The 18,596-nt window shown below is 70.0% G+C and carries 19 protein-coding genes; 10 read left to right on the forward strand and 9 right to left on the reverse strand.

Going from position 1 to position 18,596, the window contains the following annotated elements; translation table 11 throughout:
* The first annotated feature begins 11 nt into the window (after positions 1-11).
* From OG972_RS04840 to OG972_RS04860, 5 genes are read left to right on the forward strand one after another with little or no spacing between them, the layout of a single operon-like run.
* Positions 12-1,370: an ABC transporter substrate-binding protein gene (locus OG972_RS04840; RefSeq protein WP_266978569.1), complete on the forward strand. Its 1,359-nt coding sequence runs from the start codon at positions 12-14 to the stop codon at positions 1,368-1,370.
* A 45-nt stretch (positions 1,371-1,415) separates the two neighbouring features.
* Entirely contained in the window at positions 1,416-2,414 is a 999-nt protein-coding gene (locus tag OG972_RS04845; RefSeq protein ID WP_266978571.1) for a carbohydrate ABC transporter permease, read from the forward strand.
* Positions 2,411-3,289 carry a carbohydrate ABC transporter permease gene (locus OG972_RS04850; RefSeq protein ID WP_266978573.1) on the forward strand — a complete coding sequence of 293 codons (879 nt, stop codon included), beginning with the start codon at positions 2,411-2,413 and terminating at the stop codon, positions 3,287-3,289. The genes OG972_RS04845 and OG972_RS04850 overlap by 4 nt, the downstream gene beginning before the upstream one ends.
* A 46-nt stretch (positions 3,290-3,335) precedes the next feature.
* Positions 3,336-4,385, forward strand: a complete 1,050-nt coding sequence (locus OG972_RS04855) for a hydroxyacid dehydrogenase (RefSeq protein ID WP_266990286.1) — start codon at positions 3,336-3,338, stop codon at positions 4,383-4,385.
* Positions 4,382-6,268: a DUF2264 domain-containing protein gene (locus OG972_RS04860; protein WP_266978575.1), complete on the forward strand. Its 1,887-nt coding sequence runs from the start codon at positions 4,382-4,384 to the stop codon at positions 6,266-6,268. The genes OG972_RS04855 and OG972_RS04860 overlap by 4 nt, the downstream gene beginning before the upstream one ends.
* Before the next feature lie 46 nt (positions 6,269-6,314).
* Here OG972_RS04860 and OG972_RS04865 read toward each other — a convergent pair whose 3' ends face one another.
* The 4 genes from OG972_RS04865 to OG972_RS04880 form a co-directional block, all read right to left on the reverse strand.
* Positions 6,315-6,947, reverse strand: coding sequence for an LUD domain-containing protein (locus OG972_RS04865; protein WP_266978577.1), 633 nt, complete (start codon positions 6,945-6,947; stop codon positions 6,315-6,317).
* Positions 6,944-8,482 (reverse strand): LutB/LldF family L-lactate oxidation iron-sulfur protein, encoded by a 1,539-nt coding sequence (locus tag OG972_RS04870; RefSeq protein WP_266978579.1) that lies wholly within the window; start codon positions 8,480-8,482, stop codon positions 6,944-6,946. Before OG972_RS04870 ends, OG972_RS04865 begins: the two co-directional genes overlap by 4 nt.
* A complete protein-coding gene (locus OG972_RS04875; protein WP_266978581.1) occupies positions 8,479-9,246 on the reverse strand; it encodes a (Fe-S)-binding protein in 768 nt (255 codons plus the stop codon). Before OG972_RS04875 ends, OG972_RS04870 begins: the two co-directional genes overlap by 4 nt.
* A 137-nt stretch (positions 9,247-9,383) precedes the next feature.
* Positions 9,384-10,109, reverse strand: a complete 726-nt coding sequence (locus OG972_RS04880; RefSeq protein WP_266978583.1) for a FadR/GntR family transcriptional regulator — start codon at positions 10,107-10,109, stop codon at positions 9,384-9,386.
* Positions 10,110-10,185: 76 nt separating this feature from the next.
* On the opposite strand from OG972_RS04880, the gene OG972_RS04885 reads away from it, so the two are divergent.
* On the forward strand, positions 10,186-10,338 hold the full coding sequence (locus tag OG972_RS04885; RefSeq protein WP_266978585.1) for a hypothetical protein: 153 nt from the start codon (positions 10,186-10,188) through the stop codon (positions 10,336-10,338).
* 7 nt (positions 10,339-10,345) lie between these two features.
* Here the strand turns inward: OG972_RS04885 and OG972_RS04890 are convergent, their stop codons facing one another.
* Genes OG972_RS04890 through OG972_RS04900 form a run of 3 tightly spaced genes read right to left on the reverse strand, consistent with a single transcriptional unit; the run spans position 10,346 to position 13,014 of the window.
* The gene (locus OG972_RS04890) at positions 10,346-11,389 is read right to left on the reverse strand and encodes a S66 peptidase family protein (protein WP_266978587.1); all 1,044 of its coding nucleotides are present in this window, start codon (positions 11,387-11,389) and stop codon (positions 10,346-10,348) included.
* A gap of 48 nt (positions 11,390-11,437) precedes the next feature.
* The gene (locus OG972_RS04895) at positions 11,438-12,220 is read right to left on the reverse strand and encodes a crotonase/enoyl-CoA hydratase family protein (protein WP_266978588.1); all 783 of its coding nucleotides are present in this window, start codon (positions 12,218-12,220) and stop codon (positions 11,438-11,440) included.
* Positions 12,217-13,014 carry a class I adenylate-forming enzyme family protein gene (locus OG972_RS04900; RefSeq protein ID WP_266978589.1) on the reverse strand — a complete coding sequence of 266 codons (798 nt, stop codon included), beginning with the start codon at positions 13,012-13,014 and terminating at the stop codon, positions 12,217-12,219. Before OG972_RS04900 ends, OG972_RS04895 begins: the two co-directional genes overlap by 4 nt.
* A 78-nt stretch (positions 13,015-13,092) precedes the next feature.
* Between OG972_RS04900 and OG972_RS04905 the strand changes: the two genes are divergently transcribed.
* Positions 13,093-13,683: a TetR/AcrR family transcriptional regulator gene (locus tag OG972_RS04905; protein ID WP_266978590.1), complete on the forward strand. Its 591-nt coding sequence runs from the start codon at positions 13,093-13,095 to the stop codon at positions 13,681-13,683.
* On the opposite strand, the gene OG972_RS04910 is transcribed toward OG972_RS04905, so the two are convergent.
* A complete protein-coding gene (locus OG972_RS04910) occupies positions 13,674-14,207 on the reverse strand; it encodes a GNAT family N-acetyltransferase (protein WP_266978591.1) in 534 nt (177 codons plus the stop codon). The two genes, OG972_RS04905 and OG972_RS04910, sit on opposite strands and share 10 nt — an antisense overlap.
* A 114-nt stretch (positions 14,208-14,321) precedes the next feature.
* Positions 14,322-14,552, reverse strand: a complete 231-nt coding sequence (locus OG972_RS04915) for a hypothetical protein (RefSeq protein ID WP_323135848.1) — start codon at positions 14,550-14,552, stop codon at positions 14,322-14,324.
* Between the two features lie 222 nt (positions 14,553-14,774).
* On the opposite strand from OG972_RS04915, the gene OG972_RS04920 reads away from it, so the two are divergent.
* The 3 genes from OG972_RS04920 to OG972_RS04930 all read left to right on the forward strand — a co-directional run bounded on the left by OG972_RS04920 (position 14,775) and on the right by OG972_RS04930 (position 18,108).
* Positions 14,775-15,722, forward strand: a complete 948-nt coding sequence (locus tag OG972_RS04920; RefSeq protein ID WP_266978592.1) for a MurR/RpiR family transcriptional regulator — start codon at positions 14,775-14,777, stop codon at positions 15,720-15,722.
* A gap of 225 nt (positions 15,723-15,947) precedes the next feature.
* A complete protein-coding gene (locus OG972_RS04925; RefSeq protein WP_266978594.1) occupies positions 15,948-16,163 on the forward strand; it encodes a hypothetical protein in 216 nt (71 codons plus the stop codon).
* A gap of 163 nt (positions 16,164-16,326) precedes the next feature.
* Positions 16,327-18,108 (forward strand): beta-N-acetylglucosaminidase domain-containing protein, encoded by a 1,782-nt coding sequence (locus tag OG972_RS04930; RefSeq protein WP_266978596.1) that lies wholly within the window; start codon positions 16,327-16,329, stop codon positions 18,106-18,108.
* Positions 18,109-18,596 lie beyond the last annotated feature (488 nt).

Genomic DNA, 18,596 nt, shown 5'->3' on the forward strand with positions numbered 1-18,596 from the left:
GGGAGGCACCCATGCCTGGTCGACAGAGCCGTCGATCCGTGCTCGCCACGATCGCCGCCCTGCCTCTGACAGGCGCGCTCAGCGCCTGCAGCAGCAGCGACGGCGCATCGCAGTCGGGCAGCACGAGCAACGCCAACAGCACCGGCGCGAAGCGCGCCACGCATATCACCTTCTGGTCCGCTCTGCGCGGCAGCCAGCAGGTCGTGGACGCGTTCAATCGCACCCACGACCGCATCCAGGTCGACTTCCAGCAGATCCCCGCGGGAGGCCAGGGCGGGTACGCGAAACTCAGCAACGCGGCGCGGGCGGGCAACGCCCCGGACGTCGCCACGATCGAGTACCCCCAGCTCCCCGGCTTCGCGATCGACGGTGTCGCTCGCGAGATCACCGGCCTGATGAGCGACGGGCTGCGCGCCAAGCTGCTGCGGCAGGCGCTCGCGCTGACCACGTTCGAGAAGCGCACCTTCAGCGTTCCGCTGGATGTCGAACCGATGGTGATGCACTACCGCACCGACCTCTTCCGGCAGTACGGACTCCATGTGCCGCGCACCTGGGACGAGTTCGAGGAGGCGGCCCGTGCCGTACGCCGGAAGGGCAACGGCCGACGGCTGGCGAACTTCGCCACGGACGGCGCCCCCCAGTTCGCCTCGTTCGCCTGGCAGGCCGGTGCCCAGTGGTTCGACACCGCGGGAGGTGTCTGGAACGTCTCGCTCGCCGATGACCCGAGCCGCCGCGTCGCGTCGTACTGGCAACGGCTCATCGACCAGGACCTGGTCTTCATGAACCCCGTGGACGGCCGCCAGAGCGACGCCCAGATCAGCAACGGCCAGGTCCTCGTCCGGCTCAGCGGAGCGTGGGACGCCGGGGCGCAGATGAACGCCCGGCCTGCGCAGAAGGGAGCATGGGCCGTCGCGCCGCTCCCCCAGTGGGATACGGCCGCACCGTCCCTCGGCACCCACGGCGGCTCCACCTTCGCGGTGACGAAGGACAGCAGTCACCCGGAGGCCGCGATGGAGTTCATCGAATGGCAGGTGTCGCACCCGGATGCGCTGCGGGCCCGGCTCTCCAGCGGCACCAGCAGCCAGTATCCGGCCGCCCCCGGCCTCGTACCCGTCGGCCGCAAGGCCTTCGACCGGAGCTACTACAGCGGACAGGACATCTACCGCGTCTTCGAGGAGGAGGCGCACAAGATCCGGGACGGCTGGATCTGGGGGCCGCGGATGACCGCCACCAGCAAGGTGATGCAGGACGGCTTCGCGCGGGCGAGCGGCGGCCAGGGCTCATTGATCGATGCCGTACGCGCCGCCCAGAAGGGCACCATGCCGGACCTCAGGGCACTGGGCCTGGCCACCACCGAGCGCACCAGCTGACCGCCCCGTATCCCCTTCCCAGCAGCAGAGAGGCAGGTGACACCCATGACCAGCCCCCTCACCACCACCCCCTCCCCGATCGGCGCCACGCGCCCGGCCGACGCCCCGTCGTCCGCGGCGCCCGCACGCACCACCCGCCGGTCCTCCCGGCGGCGTGAACTCGGCGCATGCGGCGCCCTGATGACGCCCTTCTTCGTCCTCCTGGTGACGGTCTTCCTGATCCCCGTCGGGACGGCCGTCTGGCTGAGCTTCTTCAGCGACGACCAGCCGGGGCTCGGCTTCGGACCGGAGCACACCGTCTTCGTCGGACTGCGCAGCTACACGGCCGTGCTGACCGACCCGACGTTCCTCAGCAGCCTGGGCACGGTCGCGCTGTACTGCGTGATCTACATCCCGCTGATGGTGGTGTCCGCCCTCGCGCTGGCACTGCTGCTGGACTCCGGAGTGGTACGGCTGCGTGCATCGGCCCAGCTCGGACTGTTCCTGCCGCACGCCGTCCCCGGCATCATCGCCGCCCTCATCTGGCTGTACCTGTACACGCCCGGGCTCAGCCCGGTGATCGACCTGCTCGGCAAGGCCGACATCACCATCGACTTCCTCGGACTGCACACCGTCCTGCCGTCCATCGTGAACATCGCCCTGTGGAGCAATCTCGGCTACAACATGGTGGTCTTCTACGCCGCTCTGCAGGCCGTGCCGCGCGAGGTCATCGAGGCATCGGTCGTCGACGGCGCCGGACCGGTCCGTACCGCCCTCCAGGTCAAGACGCCACTGGTGCGCCCGTCCATCGTGATGGTGGCGATGTTCACGCTGATCTTCGCGCTGCAGCTGTTCACCGAGCCGATGCTGCTCGGCCAGGCCAGCCCGGTGATCAACTCGCGGTTCTCACCCAGCATGTACATCTACGACGCGGCCTTCACCCGGAACAACTACGGCCTGGCCGCCGCCGCCTCCGTCGTCCTGCTGATCTGCACCATCGCGCTCTCCTACGGCGTCACCCGCTGGACCAACCGCGCCACCGCCCCCGAGGAGGACGCCCGATGAGCGCGACGAGCACCACCACCCGCACCGCCACCACACTGCGTCCCCGGCTTCTGGGCCGCTCCGTCGTCAATCTCGTCGTGGGCATCTCGGTGCTCTACACGCTGCTGCCGGTGCTGTGGCTGGTGCTGGCCGCGTCGAAGGACCGGGACGCCCTGTCCGGCAGTGACGTCCTGTCACTGAACCACTTCTCCTTCGTGCAGAACCTCAAGGACCTGTTCGCGATGGACGGGGGACTGTACGGGCGGTGGTACGGCAACAGCCTCCTGTACGCGGTCCTCGGCGCCGCGCTCGGCGCCCTGGTGAGCATCGCCTGCGGCTACGCCTTCGACAAGTACCGTTTCGCGCACAAGGAGAAGCTGTTCGGGCTTGTCCTCGCCGCCGTCATGGTGCCGCAGACCGTGCTGGCCCTGCCGCTGTATCTGATGGCGTCCGGCACGGGGCTGGTGAACACCTTCTGGTCGGTGTTCATTCCGGTGCTCTTCAACCCGTTCGGCGTGTACCTCGGCCGGATATTCAGTCAGGGATACGTCCCCGACGAGGTGCTCGAAGCGGCCCGGGTCGACGGCGCCGGCGAGCTGACCACCTACTTCCGGGTCGCGCTGCGGATGCTGGGACCCGGCCTCGTCACTGTCTTCCTCTTCCAGCTCACCGCCATCTGGAACAACTTCTTCCTGCCGATGGTGATGCTCTCGGACCAGGACCTGTATCCGGTCAGTCTGGGGCTCTACACCTGGAACAGCTCCGCCACCGTCTCCCCCGAGTACTACCCCGTCGTGATCATGGGTTCGCTGCTCGCGGTCCTGCCGCTGATTCTCGCCTTCGCCCTGCTCCAGCGGTTCTGGAAGTCGGGGCTCACCGCGGGCTCCGTCAAGTAGCGGGCCAACCGGATCACGTCCGCGCCACTCCCCGACCAGGAGCATGATGCCCAGCACCACCCCGACCGTCCCGACCACCCCCGCCGCGCACCGCCGGCCACGCGCCGCCGTCGCCATGAAGCCGGACGCCGCGGCCGCCGTCCTCACTCCCGGAGCCCTGGCCGCACTCGCCGGGGTGTGCGAACTCGCCCCTCTGCCCGTCCTCGACGACTTCACCACCGACCGGGCCCGCGCCACGCTCGCGGACACCGAGATCCTGGTCACCGGCTGGGGCTGCCCACCGCTCGACGAGAGCGTGCTGGCCGCGGCACCGCGGCTGCGTGCCGTCGTCCACACGGCGGGCACCGTCCGCGGTCATGTCACCGAGGCCTGCTGGGAACGGGGCATCGAGGTGTCCTCGGCGGCGGCGGCCAATGCGCTGCCGGTCGCGGAGTACACCGTCGCGATGATCCTGCTCTCCGGCAAACGTGTTCTGGAGCGGGCCCGCGACTACCGTGCCGAGCACTGTCGCGACGACTGGCTGCGCACCTCGGCGGAGGTGGGTAACTACGGGCGCACCGTGGGCATCCTGTCCGCCTCGCTGATCGGCCGGCGCGTCATCGAGCTGCTGCGCCCGTACGACCTGCGGGTGCTGTTGCACGATCCGTACGTCTCCGAGGCGGACGCCGCCGAGCTGGGCGTGCGTCCGGTCGGCCTCGCCGAACTGTTCGCGCAGAGCGATGTGGTGAGCGTCCACACTCCGCTGCTGCCCGCCACTCTCGGTCTCGTCAGCCGCGAACTGCTCATGTCCATGCGCCCCGACGGGGTGCTCATCAACACCTCGCGGGGCGCCGTCGTCGATCAGGACGCGCTCACCGATGTACTCCGGCAGAACCGGATCCGCGCAATCCTCGACGTCACCGACCCGGACACGCTGCCGTCCTCGCACCCCCTGTGGGAGTGCGAGAACGCCCTGATCACTCCCCATCTCGCGGGCTCGCAGGGCAACGAGTGGCGGCGGCTGGTCGACCTGGCGGTCGGCGAGATCGACCGCTGGGCCGCGGGCGACGGCTTCGCCCACCCCGTACGACGCGAAAGGCTGGCATTCCTCGCATGACCTCTCCTCTTGAACTCCCTTCCGAAGGCCTCGGCTCGAGCCCGCACACCGGCTACACCCGGGCGCACTGGGAGGCGGTGGCGGACGGATTGCTGCGGGCTGCCTGGCAGTGGTCCACCCCCGGCAGCGCCCTGCTCGACCTGCCGGGGCGGCCGTCCGGCTCCGGGGTGCGCTCGGACGGTCTGGAGGGTTATGCCCGGACGTTCCTCGCTGCCGCGTTCCGGGTCGCGGGCGCGGACGGCAAGGACCCGCACGGCTGGCTCGACCGGTACGCGGACGGTCTCGCGGCCGGTACGCGGACGCCGGGCCGGGACGACCTGGAGTCCTGGCCGCTGATCCTCGACCACCATGTGCAGGGCCAGCCGATGGTCGAGTCCGCCTCGGTCGCCATCGGGCTTCGGCTGACCCGTCCCTGGCTGTGGGACCGGCTGGACGCCGGTGTCCAGGACCGCGCCGAGGAGTGGCTGCGCGGCGCGCTGCGGCACACGCCCGCACCCAACAACTGGTACCTGTTCCCCTACTCCGTGGCCGCGTTCCTGGAGTCGGTGGGCCGCGGTGACGCGGAGACGTCCCGGGCGAAGGAACGGGCGCTGGACCTGCTGGAGGGCTGGTACTGCGGACAGGGCTGGTACTCCGACGGGGACGGTCGCGCCTTCGACCACTACAACGGCTGGGCGCTGCACCTCTACCCGATGCTGGACGCGCATCTGTCGGGCGACCCGGAACTGTCCGCGCACTACGGCTCCCGGCTGCGCGAGCACCTGGACAACTACACGCTGCTGTTCGGCGGCGACGGTGCCCCGATCCATTTCGGGCGTTCGCTGACCTACCGGTTCGCGGCCGGTTCGGCGGTCGCGCTGGGTGCCGTCACCGGGCACACCCCGCTCTCTCCCGGCGCCTCGCGGCGGGTGATCAGCGGATCGCTGCGCTACTTCCTGGACCGCGGCTCGATGGGCACGGACGGGCTGCTGAACCTGGGCTGGCACGGCCCGCACGAGGCGACGCTGCAGCACTACTCGGGCCCCGCGTCCCCGTACTGGGCGTCCAAGGCGTTCGTCGCGCTGCTCGCCCCGGACGGCCATCCGCTGTGGACGGCGACCGAGGAGCCCGCGCCCAGCGAGGGCCCCGACCGGGTGCTGGCGTTGCCCGCACCTGGTCTGCTGATCCAGTCCACCCGGGCGGACGGCATCGTCCGGCTGCACAACCACGGCAGCGACCATGTCCGGCCGCACGAGGGCGAGTCGGGTGTGCAGGACGACCCGCTGTACAGCCGCTGGTCGTACTCCACGGTGACCGGCCCCACGTCGCGGGTGAACGCGGCGGACAACCACCTGGCCGTCGTCGTCGGCGGAGTACGCAGCGGCCGTCGCAGCATCCGCCCGCTGGGCGCGGGAGGGGGCGACGGCTGGGGCTGGGCGGCGTCCTGGCACCGCCCCGTCTTCACGTCCGGTCCGCCGATGGTGCCGGGGATGCGGGTGGAGAGCGTCACGGTGGTCCGCGGCCGGTACGAGCTGCGGGTGCACCGGGTGCTGGGCGCCCCGGACGGGGCGCGGGTGGAGCAGACGGGCTGGGCGACCGGCCCGGACGACTCCGTACGGTCCGAGCTGCACGGCCTGCACGGCTGGGAGACCCAGGACGAGGTACGGGCTCCGCAGGGCACGGCGTACGCCCGGTGGGCGGTGGTGCCGAGGCTGGGCGCGGACGCGGAGGGAACGGTTCTGCTGGTGTCGCTCGCGTCGCTGACGGCGGAGGCGGAGCCGACGGCGCTCGCGGCGGTCACAAGCGGGGTGAACGTGGACGGCGACACGGTCGAGGTCGGCTGGGCCGACGACGGGTCGACGACCCGTATCGCCTTCGAACCGCTGACGGTCGAGCACCGCTGATCGTAGGGTCCGCCGGACGGCCTCCTGGCCGTCCGGCGGATGCCCCCTACGCGTCGACGCGGATCACGACCACCAGTGTGCGCGGACCGTGTACCCCTTCGACCCGTTCCAGCTCGATGTCCGACGTGGCCGACGGCCCGCTGATCAGCGTCGTCGGGCGCTCCGGCACCAACCGTGCGACCGCCTCCGGAACCCCCACCTCGACGGCCGACAGATCGACGACACACACGTGCAGGTCGGGGACGAGCGACAGGGCCCGCCGGCCCTGGTCGGGCGAGCCGTCGAGAAAGATCGTGCCGGTCTCGGCGCAGCCGACGGCCGACGCGGTGACGACTCCGTCCAGCGCGTCGAGCCGGGGCGCCGGGATGTCGGCGGAGTCCTGCTGGACGTCACCGTCGTACGCGCCGAGCCACTGCTCGTCGAGCCCTGCGGGCACCCCGATCCTCCGCGCACCGAGCCCGTCCAGCACCTGGGCGATCACCTCGGCGGTGCGGGCGGCGGTGCAGGTGTGCACCTTCGCCTTGTAGTCGACGAGCCGGTCGGTGAAGAGTGCGAGTCGCTCGTCGTCGGGGAGCGTGCGGCCGGTCCGGTAGTCGCGCGGGATGGTGGTGTCCTGGGTGGGGGCGAGGGCCAGGGCGTCCCGGACCCGGCCGAGCACCGTGGCGCGAGCGGTCGTCACTTCTCCTCCTCCTGCTGGTTCCTGTCGTACTCGTCGGCGGCGGCCCGCATGGTCGCGGCGCCCTCGTCCGACGCCAGCCACGACCGGAAGGACTGCTTCGGCGGCGCCGCGGTGTCACGGCTGTCGCTCCATCCGTTGAACGGCGGCGGCAGATGGGAGATCTTCCCGTCCCGCCCACCGAGCACCCGGCCGAGCTCCGCCGCCTTCTGCGCGGCGGTGAACAGTTTCGGCCTCTTCATCACGCCGGCCGCCGCCTTCATGGCCAGCTTCTCCGCCGTCGTACCGGACTCTTCGGTGTGCTGGTGGCGCAGCTCGACCAGCAGCGACGGGATGTCGATCTTGACGGGGCAGGCGTCGAAGCAGGCGCCGCAGAGGCTGGAGGCGTACGGCAGGGAGCTGTTGGGGTCGTCCTTGGCGGCATGCATCCCGGCGAGCTGCGGCGTGAGGACCGCGCCGATGGGTCCGGGGTAGGTCGATCCGTACGCGTGACCGCCGGCCCGTTCGTACACCGGGCAGACGTTGAGACAGGCCGAGCAGCGAATGCAGTTGAGCGCCTCGCGCCCGATCCGGTCGGCCAGCGCGGCGGTCCGTCCGTTGTCGAGGAGAACCAGATGGAAGTCCTGCGGTCCGTCGCCGGGCGTGACACCCGTCCACATCGAGGTGTACGGGTTCATCCGCTCCCCGGTCGACGAACGCGGGAGCAACTGCAGGAAGACTTCGAGGTCCTGATAGCGCGGCAGCACCTTCTCGATGCCCATGACGGTGATCAGGGTGTCGGGCAGGGTCAGACACATCCGGCCGTTGCCCTCGGACTCGACGACGGACAGGGTGCCGGTCTCGGCGATCCCGAAGTTGGCGCCGGAGACCGCCACCTTCGTCGTCATGAACTTCTCCCGCAGATAGGCGCGGGCCGCGGCGGCGAGATGTGCGGGCACGTTGTCGAGCCGCGGGTCGACGCCGGGGATCTCCTTGAGGAAGATCTGCCGGATCTCGTCGCGGTTGCGGTGGATCGCGGGCACCAGGATGTGTGACGGTTTGTCGTGGGCGAGCTGCACGATGAGCTCGGCGAGGTCCGTCTCGTACGGGGTGATGCCGGCCGATTCCAGGTGTTCGTTGAGACCGATCTCCTGGGTGGCCATCGACTTGACCTTGATGACCTCCGTGGATCCGGTCGCCCGGACGAGCCGGGTGACGATCTCGTTGGCCTCGACGCCGTCGCGCGCCCAGTGGACGGTGCCGCCGCGCTCGGTGACCTGCTGCTCCAGCTGTTCCAGGAGCTCGGGGAGCCGGTTCATGGTGTCGGTCTTGATGGCCGAGCCGGCGTCGCGCAACTGCTCCCAGTCCGGGAGTTCGCCGGTGACGTTCAGGCGCTTGGCGCGGATCGTGTGGGTGGCCTTGCCCAGGTTGCGGCGCAGCTGCTCGTTGCGCAGCTCGTCGTGGGCGGCCGCGGGGAACTTCCGGTCGCCGCGCAGATTGCCCGTCCCGTACGGGGAGCGGGGCGGGGTGGCGGGCATGCCGAGGAAGGTGCTGCTCATCGGACGGCCTCCGTCAGGACGTACGGCGAGGTGCGGGTGGAGGAGAGGATCTGCGCGAGGTGCAGGGTGCGGGTACCCGACTTGATACGGGAGAGTCCGCCGCCAATGTGCATCAGACAGGACGAGTCCCCGGCGGTGCACACGGCCGCTTCCGTGGTGGCGATATTGCGCATCTTGTCCTGGAGCATCGCGGTCGACGTCTCCGCGTTCTTCACGGCGAAGGTACCGCCGAACCCGCAGCAGGAGTCCGCCTCGGGGAGCTCCACGAGGTCGATGGCGTCAACGGCGCGCAGCAGCTTCAGCGGCTTCTCGCCGACGCGGAGCATCCGCAGGGAGTGGCAGGTGGGGTGGTACGTGACGCGGTGCGGGAAGTAGGCGCCGACCTCGGTGACGTCGAGGACGTCGACGAGGAACTCCGAGAGCTCGTACGTCTTGGTCTTGACGGTGGCGACACCCGCGCGCAGGGCCGCGTCGCCGTACCGCTCGGCGACGATCTCGTGCTGGTGGCGCACGGATCCGGCGCACGATCCCGAGGGCATGACGACGGCGTCGATGGACGGGTCGCCGAACTGCTCGGCGAAGTTCCGCACCAGGGGGACGGGCTCGCGCTGGTAGCCGGTATTGACGTGCATCTGACCGCAGCAGGTCTGCTCCGGCGGGAACACCACTTCATGTCCCAGGCGGGCGAGCAGGACCGCGGTGGATTTCACCGCCTCGGGGAAGAGCGTGTCTCCCAGACAGGTGGCGAAGAGTCCGATACGCATGGGGCCTCTCCGATCGTTTCTCTGGCCTTTGTATGGTCGGACCATACTAGCCTCAGTCCGGAAGGTGAAGGGGCCGGGACATGCGAGAGGGGCGGTGCGCATGCACACCGCCCCTCGATCGCCCGATGTCCTGCGGGCTATTCCTTCTCGTCCACCAGCGTGCCGTGCAGGCTGCGGATGTGCCGCTCGACCAGATCGGCCGCCTTCGCCCCCTTGCCCGCGCGCACCAGCCGCAGCAGTTCGGCGTGCTGAGCGTTGAGCCCGGCTGCCGTGGCCGGCCAGTCCTCGGCCGCCTCCAGCGCCCGCAGAATCAGCGGACGTACGGACTCACGCACGGCGGAGGTGAGGGTGGAGGTCAGCTCGTTGCCGGAACTACGGGCGATCTGCACGTGGAAGCGGGTGTCCAGATCGTTGAACTCGGCCACGTCGACATCCGGCTCCCCCATGCGTACGAGCAGGCGCTCCGCCTCGTCCAGATCCTCGGCGGAGGCGTGGGTGGCCGCCGCTTCGAAGCTGGACCGTTCCAGCACGACGCGCGCTTCGAGGACATCCTCCAGGCTGTAGCTGCCGAGAGCGAAGTGCAGCCGCAGCAGCCGGCCGAGGGCGTCGTCGGGATTGCGCACAATCCGCGCCCCGGCATCCGGGCCGCGACCGGGCTGGGCGACGAGCACCCCGATCGTCTCCAGCACCCGCAGCGCCTCACGCAGCGCGGATCGGCTGACTCCGAGGACGGGCGCGAGTTCGCGCTCGGGCGGCAGCCGGTCGCCCGCCTTCAGCTCTCCCGCGAACACCCGCTCCTCGATGCTCTGGAGCACGAGCTCATGCGTACGGGACTGCCGTACGGGTTGCCACTCGACGGGCATCGTTCACCCCCCTGCCTCGGCTTTGCTCCCACTATGTCACACACGCCATGTGGTCGGACCAAAGATTCGGCGCATCGTGGCTGCCCCTGTTGCCTCCCGCCGCACACGGAACGCGGACGGCCTCGGCTACGCGACGCCCGGTGCGTTCACGGCAATGTTCCGCCGGACGCCGGGCTCGACCCCTTCGGCATACTTCGCCGACGGCGAAGGAGCCCAGCTCGGCAAGTGAGCTCCTCTTAGTAGGTGACGACGATACGGCGGGCGGGCCCGTCGACCCGGATGTGCCCGCCGTACGGGATCACCACCTGCGGGTCCGTGTGGCCGAGGTCGACATCGAGGACGGCCATCGTGTCGGGGGCGTACTCGCTCAACGCGCGCAGGACCGCCTTCCGTTGCTCCGCACGGAACCGGTCCCCCTCCTCGGCGCCGAGCGGCTGTGCGAACGACCAGCACTTGGCCCGCCCCATGATCAGCGCGGGGAACTGCTGGAGGAGCCCACGCTCTCCCATGCCCCGCAGAATCCTGTAGACCTCGTCGGCAGAGGGCATCTCCTCGGACGTCTCAAGAAAGAGCACGCTGCCGGTGTACTCGTCGACCGGCCGGATCTCGCGGTCGGCCATGAGCAGCCACGACAGGATCTCCAGGTTGCCGCCCCAGCCGGTCCCTTCGACGACCCGGTCGGCGTTGTGCCAGATCCAGCCGTCGGCGGGTCGCATCTCGGGCTCGGAGTCGAAGGTCCGGGGGTCCTCCCAGCGGCGGTTGACGTGGTCGGTCTCCTTGGCGGGAGTCAGTTCGTAGGTTCCCCGGGTGAAGAGGGCGGCTCGCAAGGAGTCGGCGGTCAGGGGGTGCATCGCGCCGGGGCGTCCGAGTTCGACCATCACCGACCCGCCGTGGTAGCCGACGATGCCCAGGTTCCGGAGGAGGACCAGCAGGTTGGTGTTGTCGCTGTACCCGAAGAACGGCTTGGGGTTGGCGCGCAGGAGCTCGCGGTCCAGGTGCGGAAGAACGGTGATCTGGTCGTCACCGCCGATGCTGGCGATCACCGCCTTGATCTCGGGGTCGGCGAACGCCGCGTGGATATCGGCGGCCCGCTCGGCCGGAGTCGATCCCATGGTGCGCGTCGCCGGATACTCCACCACTTCGAGCCCGAACTCCTCGCGGAGTCTGCGTAGCCCCAACTCGTAGGGCAGGGGCAGGATTCCGGGCAGTCCGGAGGACGGGGAGATGACAGCGACGCGGTCGCCGGGGCGGGGCTTGTCCGGGTAACTGGGTGTCGTCATCCGGCGAGCGTAGGACCAGCCCGTTCCCGGTGTCAGCCGGGTTTCGGCTCAGTCGGCGAACGAGCCGTGGCGGCCCGCACCGCCTCCGAACCGGTCGGCACCGGCCTTGGTCTCACCCGCGGTCAGCGGAACCAGTCCGTGCCGGTACTCGGCCGCCAGCGCGTCCGGCTCGCTCAGGCCGTGCTGCTCACGCACGGAGAGCCGGTCGTGACGCATGCACAGTTGAGGGAACGCGGCGATCTCCCGGGCGAGTTGCTCCGCCGCGTGGCGCGCCTGACCGGTCGGCACGAGCCGGTTGGCGAGCCCGATGTCATACGCCTCCGCCGCCGGGACCGGGCGGCCGGTGAGGATCATGTCCATGGCGCGGCTCTCCCCGATCAGGCGCGGCAGGCGCACCGTACCGCCGTCCACCAGGGGAACGCCCCAGCGGCGGCAGAAGACACCGAAGACCGCGTCCTCCTCGGCGACCCGCAGATCGCACCAGACGGCGAGTTCCAGGCCGCCGGCCACCGCATGGCCGGAGACCGCGGCGATGACGGGTTTGCCTAGCCTCATCCGGGTGGGGCCCATCGGCCCGTCCCCGTCGGCGAGGACCTTGTTCCCACGTTCCGTACCGATTCCCTTGAGGTCGGCTCCGGCGCAGAAGGTGCCGCCCTCGCCCCACAGCACGGCGACAGATGCGTCCGGGTCGGACTCGAACGTCCGGAAGGCGTCCGCGAGTTGATCTGCGGTCGGCCCGTCGACGGCATTGCGGACCGCGGGGCGGCTGAGGATCACCGTGAAGACGGGGCCGTCGCGCTCGATCCGTACGGCGGGGTGTCCGGTCGTCATTTTCCCTCCCACAGGGGGTCGCGCAGGGCCCGGCGGAGGATCTTTCCGACCGGCGAGTAGGGGATGGTCTCGACGAAGTGCACGGTCTTGGGCACCTTGTAGCCGGCCAGCCGGGCGCGCACATGGTCGCGCAGGGCCGCTTCGGAGACCGCGGCCCCGGGTCGCAGCGTGACGAAGGCGGTGACGGCCTCGACCCAGGTGACGTCGGGGGCACCGACGACGGCGCACTGCGCGACCGCGGGGTGGCTCGCGAGGGCGTCCTCCACCTCACGCGGGTAGACGTTGTAGCCGCCCGTGATGATCATGTCGCTGCTGCGGTCGACGAGGTGCAGATAGCCGCGGTCGTCGAAGCGTCCGAGATCGCGGGTGCGGATCCAGCCGTCGTCGGTGAGGCTCGCGGCGGTCAGCTCGGGGGCGTTGTAGTACCCGGCCATGGTGAACGGGGCCTTGACCCGGACCTCGCCGATCGCGCCGGGCGCCACGGGGGCGCCGTCCTCGTCGGTGAGGACCAGCTGCGCGTCGACCGCCGGATGCCCGGCGGCACCGAGCAGTTCGCCGCCCTCGGCGTGGTCGTCCTTGTCCAGCACGGTGAGACACAGCGGCGCCTCGGTCTGGCCGAAGTACTGGACGAACCTGGGGCCCCAGGCGTCCAGTGAGTGCTCGATGAGCGGGCGCGGCATCGGGCTGGCCCCGTAGACGACGGTGGACAGCCGGGCGAGGTCCGCGCGTTCGGCCCGCCCGTCGGCGAAGAGCATGCCGAGGGCACCGCGGCGAACCAGGTCTACGGCAAGCATGGCCGGGACAATAGACCCACCACATACAGTCCGTCCAGACTGTATATGACGGATCAGGCGTGCCGTACGCTCGCCGACATGCCCGCTCCGCGCCGTACCCAGCAACAACGCCGGGAGGAGACCCGGCTCAGGCTCCTCGACGCCACGATCGGCTGTCTGGTCGAGTACGGCTTCGCCGGCACAACGACCCAACGCGTGCAGGAGCGGGCCGGGGTCTCCCGCGGCGCGCTGCTGCACCACTTCGCCTCGAAGGCTGATCTGCTGGCGGCCGCGACACATCACGTCGCCGAATTGCGGCTCGCGCATATCCGTACGGAGACGGAGGGCGGCCCGCACGACCGCGAGAAGGGGCTCGCGCTGCTCCGCGCCGCGATGTCGGGCCCGCACTTCCTTGCCGGTCTGGAACTGTGGCTGGCGGCCCGCACCGACCCCGATCTCAGAGCGGCGCTGCTTCCGGCCGAGCGGCAAGTGGGCGCGGCCCAGCGTGCGGTGATGGCCGCCGTCCTCGGCCCGGAGACAGCGGCGCGCGAGGACTTCGCGCTGCTCTGCGAGTCGCTACTGGTCCTTCACCGCGGCCTCGCCCTCACCGGTGTGCTGCGCGAGGACCCCACGATCGACGACGCGTTGCTGCAGCTGTGGGCGGACCGGTTCCTGGGAATTCAGCCCTGAGGCGGCGCGCTCCGCAGATCGTGGACATACCAGTTGAACAAGGCCCCGTCAGCCTCCGGCACCTGCTTGACACAGGTGAAGCCCGCCCGCCGGGCGACCGCCACCGACGCACCGTTCTCCGGGTCCACCTTGATCACTCCCTGCGTCGCACCGGCGGCCGCCGCGTATCCACGGACCAGGGCGACGGCGCGTGTCGCCAGGCCCTGGCCGCGCCAGTCCGGATAGAGGCCGTAGGCGATGTTGACCTGCCCGGGCGCCAGGCCCGCCATGTCGAACCGCAGGTCGATGCTGCCTGCCAGCACCTTCCGGCTGCCCGCCCGTATCCCGAAGGCACGCAAGGGTCCGTCGACGGCCCACTGTTCCATGCAGTGCTCAACGTACTTCTCGACACCGGCCCGGGTGCCGGGACCGCCGCTGAGCCAGCGCACCAACTGGTCGTCCTCGCCCGCCAGATGGGCGTCGACATCGTCCGGGCACAGGGGTGACAGGGTGACGAAACCGTCCGACAGTTCCACGTCTCGCATGGCTTGACCCTCGGCTTCCCGGCGCCCTGATGCAATCGAATATCGCGACGCACCGGCGGAGGCCGAACCTCGCGTCGGGATCAGGCCTCCGCCGGGTGTCCCCGCCCGGCGCGGTCAGCTCGCCGTTCCGGCCTTCAGGTCGAGGGCGATGTCGGTGATCATGTCCTCCTGGCCGCCGACCATCTTGCGGCGGCCGGCCTCCACGAGTACGGCCCGGGTGTCGAGACCGTAACGGGCCGCTGCGTTCTCGGCGCTCTTCGGGGTCGCGGTGACGGTCCCGGCCAGCACAGCGCGGGCGGCATTCTCCGCGTCGATGGGGTCGGACTTGCCTCGCTGGCGGCGCACGCGCCGGTCCGGCAGGTTGACCTCGACCAGCCAGTGACCGTGCCTGCGCAGATGGAATGCGAGCCCGACGCCGTAGGAGCCGGTGCCCTCAACACCGAACGCGAGGACATGGCCGAACCGCCTTGCCCATGAGTCGAGTTGTTCGTAGACGGGACCCTTGACACCCGCAAGCGGTCATGTGGATGATTCACATCAACTTGACTAGATGTTGGGAACTTCCACATGAATGAAGAAGGCGTTCCCCCAGACGACTCCACCGCTGGCGTCCTGGTTCGGCTGCGCGGACTGCTGCCCTCGCTGTCGGTGAAGGAGCGGGCGATCGGGGACGTGGTGCTGAAGGATCCAGCCGGGGTGGCGCAGCTGAGCATCTCTCAGGTCGCCCAGCGGGCCGGGGTCTCGGACACCTCCGTGACCCGGTTCTGCCGCCGGCTGGGGCTCACCGGCTACCCCGAGCTGCGGCTGGGGCTTGCTGCGGCGGTGCAGCACGCGCACTCCGGGTGGCGGCTGCGTGTCGGCATGCAGGGCAATATCGAGCACGACGACACAGCCGCCGAGGTTGTGGTGAAGATGGCGCACGCGGACGCCGGCGCCATTCAGGACAGTGTGGAGCAGCTCGATACCTCAGCGTTGGACGCGGCGAGTCGGCTGCTTGCCCGAGCCCGGCGGATCGAGGTGTATGGCGTCGGGTCGAGCGCACTCGTGGCGGCGGACTTGGAGTACAAGCTGCAGCATCTGGGCCTGCTCTGCTCAGCGTTTTGCGATGTGCACCGTGCCCTGATGAATGCGGCCCATCTGCGGCCTGGCGATGTCGCCGTCGGTATTTCGCACTCCGGCCGCACCCGGGAGACCCTCGATCCGCTGCGCGAGGCGGCCCTGCACGGTGCGACGACCCTCGCGCTGACCAACGACGGTGGATCCCCTATCACCGAGCTGGCCGATCTGGTGCTGTGCTCTGCAGGACGGGAGGCCCCTTTCCGCACCGGGGCCACGGTCAGCCGCATCGGCCAACTGTTCGTCGTGGACTGCCTGTATGTGCGCCTGGCCCAGGCCAAAGGCCGTGATGCCGCCAACTCCGCGCTGAGCCACGCCTACCGCGCGGTGGAGCGGCACCGGACCGTACCCCACGGCGAGGACGGCACCAGCGAAGGAAAAGAACCACCATGCCCGTAAGGGAGAGTGCCCCGCCGCCCCTGGCTGAGTCGCGCTACCCGGCGACGCACGATCTGGACGAGCTGAGCGTTCCCCAACTCGTCGACCGGATCGCGGACCAGGACCTGCAGGCGCTGCAAGCCGTACGCGCCGCCCGCGGGGAGGTCGCCCACCTGATGGCCCTGGGCGTGGGCGTCCTGCGCGACGGCGGACTTCGCGATCAACAACGTCATCGCGCAGTCCTTCTTGACGATCCTACAGGTAGCCGGCGGGACCGCGACCTTCATCGGCCTCCTCGTGGTGACGGCGTTGGCCTGGCTGTTCATGTGGAGGATGGCCCAGGAGACCAAGGGGCGTCCGCTCGATGCCATCAAGGACTACTGGGAGAACGGCGGGTCCTGGCCCGCCAGCACCTCCGAAGCGGAGGCCGCCACGGACACCCCGGCGACGCCGTCGCACTGATTCCGGCAACACTCGTCCGCCACACATGGGAGTTGACATGAGATTCGACACAATAAGGCAAATATCCGGACGCGCGGCAGCAGTTGTAGTCGCCACGGGTGTGGTGGCGGGTTTGGTAACGGGGTCGGGTGGTGCGGCGGCTGCGCGGGAGCAGGAGCAGAGGGTGCGGGCTCCCGTGGTCTCGCCGACGCCGCAGCAGGAGACGGTGGCCGACACGTTCCGGGCGCCGGAGCGGGCCGTCGTCGTGCAGGACGCGGGCAGTGACCCGCAGGCCGTGAAAGCGGCGGTGGCGGCGCTGCGGGCGGCCGGGGTGCGGCGGGTGGAGACGGCCGGCTCGGCGCGGCCCGGCGCCTATCCGGTGTACGTCGACATGGCCTCGCCCTCCCGCGTCGCACCCGGCGCCGAAGGACCCGACGGGCTCGCGCCCGGAGGCTATGTGCTGGCCGTGACGGGGCGCGGCGCGGTACTAGACGGGGTGGACGCGGCCGGGACTTACTACGCGGCCGAGTCGCTGCGGCAGGTGTTCAAGAGGGACGGCGGCCGGGAGATCACGGGCGCGGTGGTGCGGGACTGGCCGGACTTCGCGACGCGCGGCGGGCAGGAGTCGTTCTACGGCGCGAAGTGGAGTTACGAGGACGAGCTCCGCGAGATCGAGTTCCTCGGCGCGCACAAGCAGAACACGTTCCTCTACCACCCGCGCATCGGGGATCCGCACAACGCGGGCGCGCAGTGGCGCGAGCCGTACGAAGGTGACCGGCTCGCCGAGCTGACGACGATCGTCGAGGAGGCGCGGGCGCGCCACATCCGGTTCATCTACCGCCTCGGCCCCGAGGCGCCGACGGCCCCCGGTCACGGCATCTGCCACACGTCCGAGGACGACCTCGCCAAGGTGCTCGCCCGCTTCCAGCAGCTGTACGACATCGGCGTACGGGATCTCTCCCTCGGCTGGGACGACGTGGGCAACAGGTTCGACTGCGCGGCGGACACGGCGAAGTTCGGCTCGGACGCAAGCCCGAAGGCGGCGGCTCAGGCGTATGTCACGAACTACGTCTATGACCACTTCGTCAAGACGCACCCCGGTACGCGGCTGATCACCATCCCGACCGAGTACTGGGGCGCGACCGCGTCGGCGTACAAGAAGCGCTACGACGCCCTGGTGGCGAGGGACACGTCGGTCTACTGGACCGGGCCCGCGGTCGTCTCCCCCGTCATCACGAACGCCCAGGCCGTCGCCGCCAAGGCCGCCTACGGCAACCGCAACATGCTGATCTTCGACAACTACCCCGTGAACGACTACGCGCCCAACCGCCTGCACCTGGGCCCACTCACGGACCGGGATCCGGCACTCGCGGGCACGGTCGAAGGGCTGACGACCAATCAGATGAACCAGGCCGCACCGTCGCTGATCGCCCTGTTCACGTCGGCCGACTTCACCTGGAACAGCGGCGCATACGACCCCGAGGACTCCTGGGACCGTGCGCTGCGGGAGCTGGGTGGGGCGGCGTACCCGGCGCTGAAGGTGTTCGCCGAGAACTCGCGCAGCGGGCCGCTGACGTCCACGAAGGATGCCGCGCGGCTGCGCGGTCTCACGGCGGCGCTGTGGACGGCGTGGGACGAGAAGGGCGACGTGAGCGGACCCGCCGCTCAACTCGACGCGTATTTCGGGGAGATGGAGCGGGCTCCGGAGATCCTGCGCGCCGGCATGCACGATGACGCGTTCGTGACCGAGGCCGGTCCGTGGCTGAACAAGCTGACGGCGTACGGGAAGGCGGGCGACGCGGCGGTCCGGCTGCTGCTCGCGGTGGCCTGGGGCGAGTCCACGGACGCGCTGGCGGACGAGGTACGCGCGCAACGGGCCGCGGCCGCCGCCCTGCCGCAGCAGCTGACCGGGGGCGCGATGGACGGCTTCCTGTCGCGGGCCTTGGCGGCGGCCTCGACGAGCTGAGCGCAACATGTGTGCGCGGTGAGGGAGTTCAGCGGGTCATCCCAGCGCGCACAGCATGTTTGACAGTCCTCCGTCTCTGGCGGAACTACGCCACCCTCTGTCCGCGATTCGATGTTGGCTTCCTGTGGCCCGCAGTTCAGCACCACCAACATGGGTCATCGCAGTTACCCCCGCGCGCCACCCAATCCCCGCGGCGGTCAGGCATCTGCGTGCCGTCGTTCCCCTCAGAGACCGGTCCTTACGTTGCGACGGTCACGACCCGCTGGAACATCCAGGTTCCCGGCGCTCCACCGTTTATCGCACCGTCCCGAGCGGACATCGGCGGCGCCGCTCGGATTGTTGTGTCGGGTTTCTGCCATGGAAGAAATCCGCCACTGACAATCGGTTGACCCATCCCCGTGTCGAGCTCAACCATCTACCCAATGCGGTGAGGATTGCCTTTGCCGCGAGAATGAGGAGGCACTTATGCATCCCCCGCCATATTCAAG

It is taken from the genome of Streptomyces sp. NBC_01669 (assembly GCF_026339735.1).
Classification (GTDB): domain Bacteria; phylum Actinomycetota; class Actinomycetes; order Streptomycetales; family Streptomycetaceae; genus Streptomyces; species Streptomyces yanii.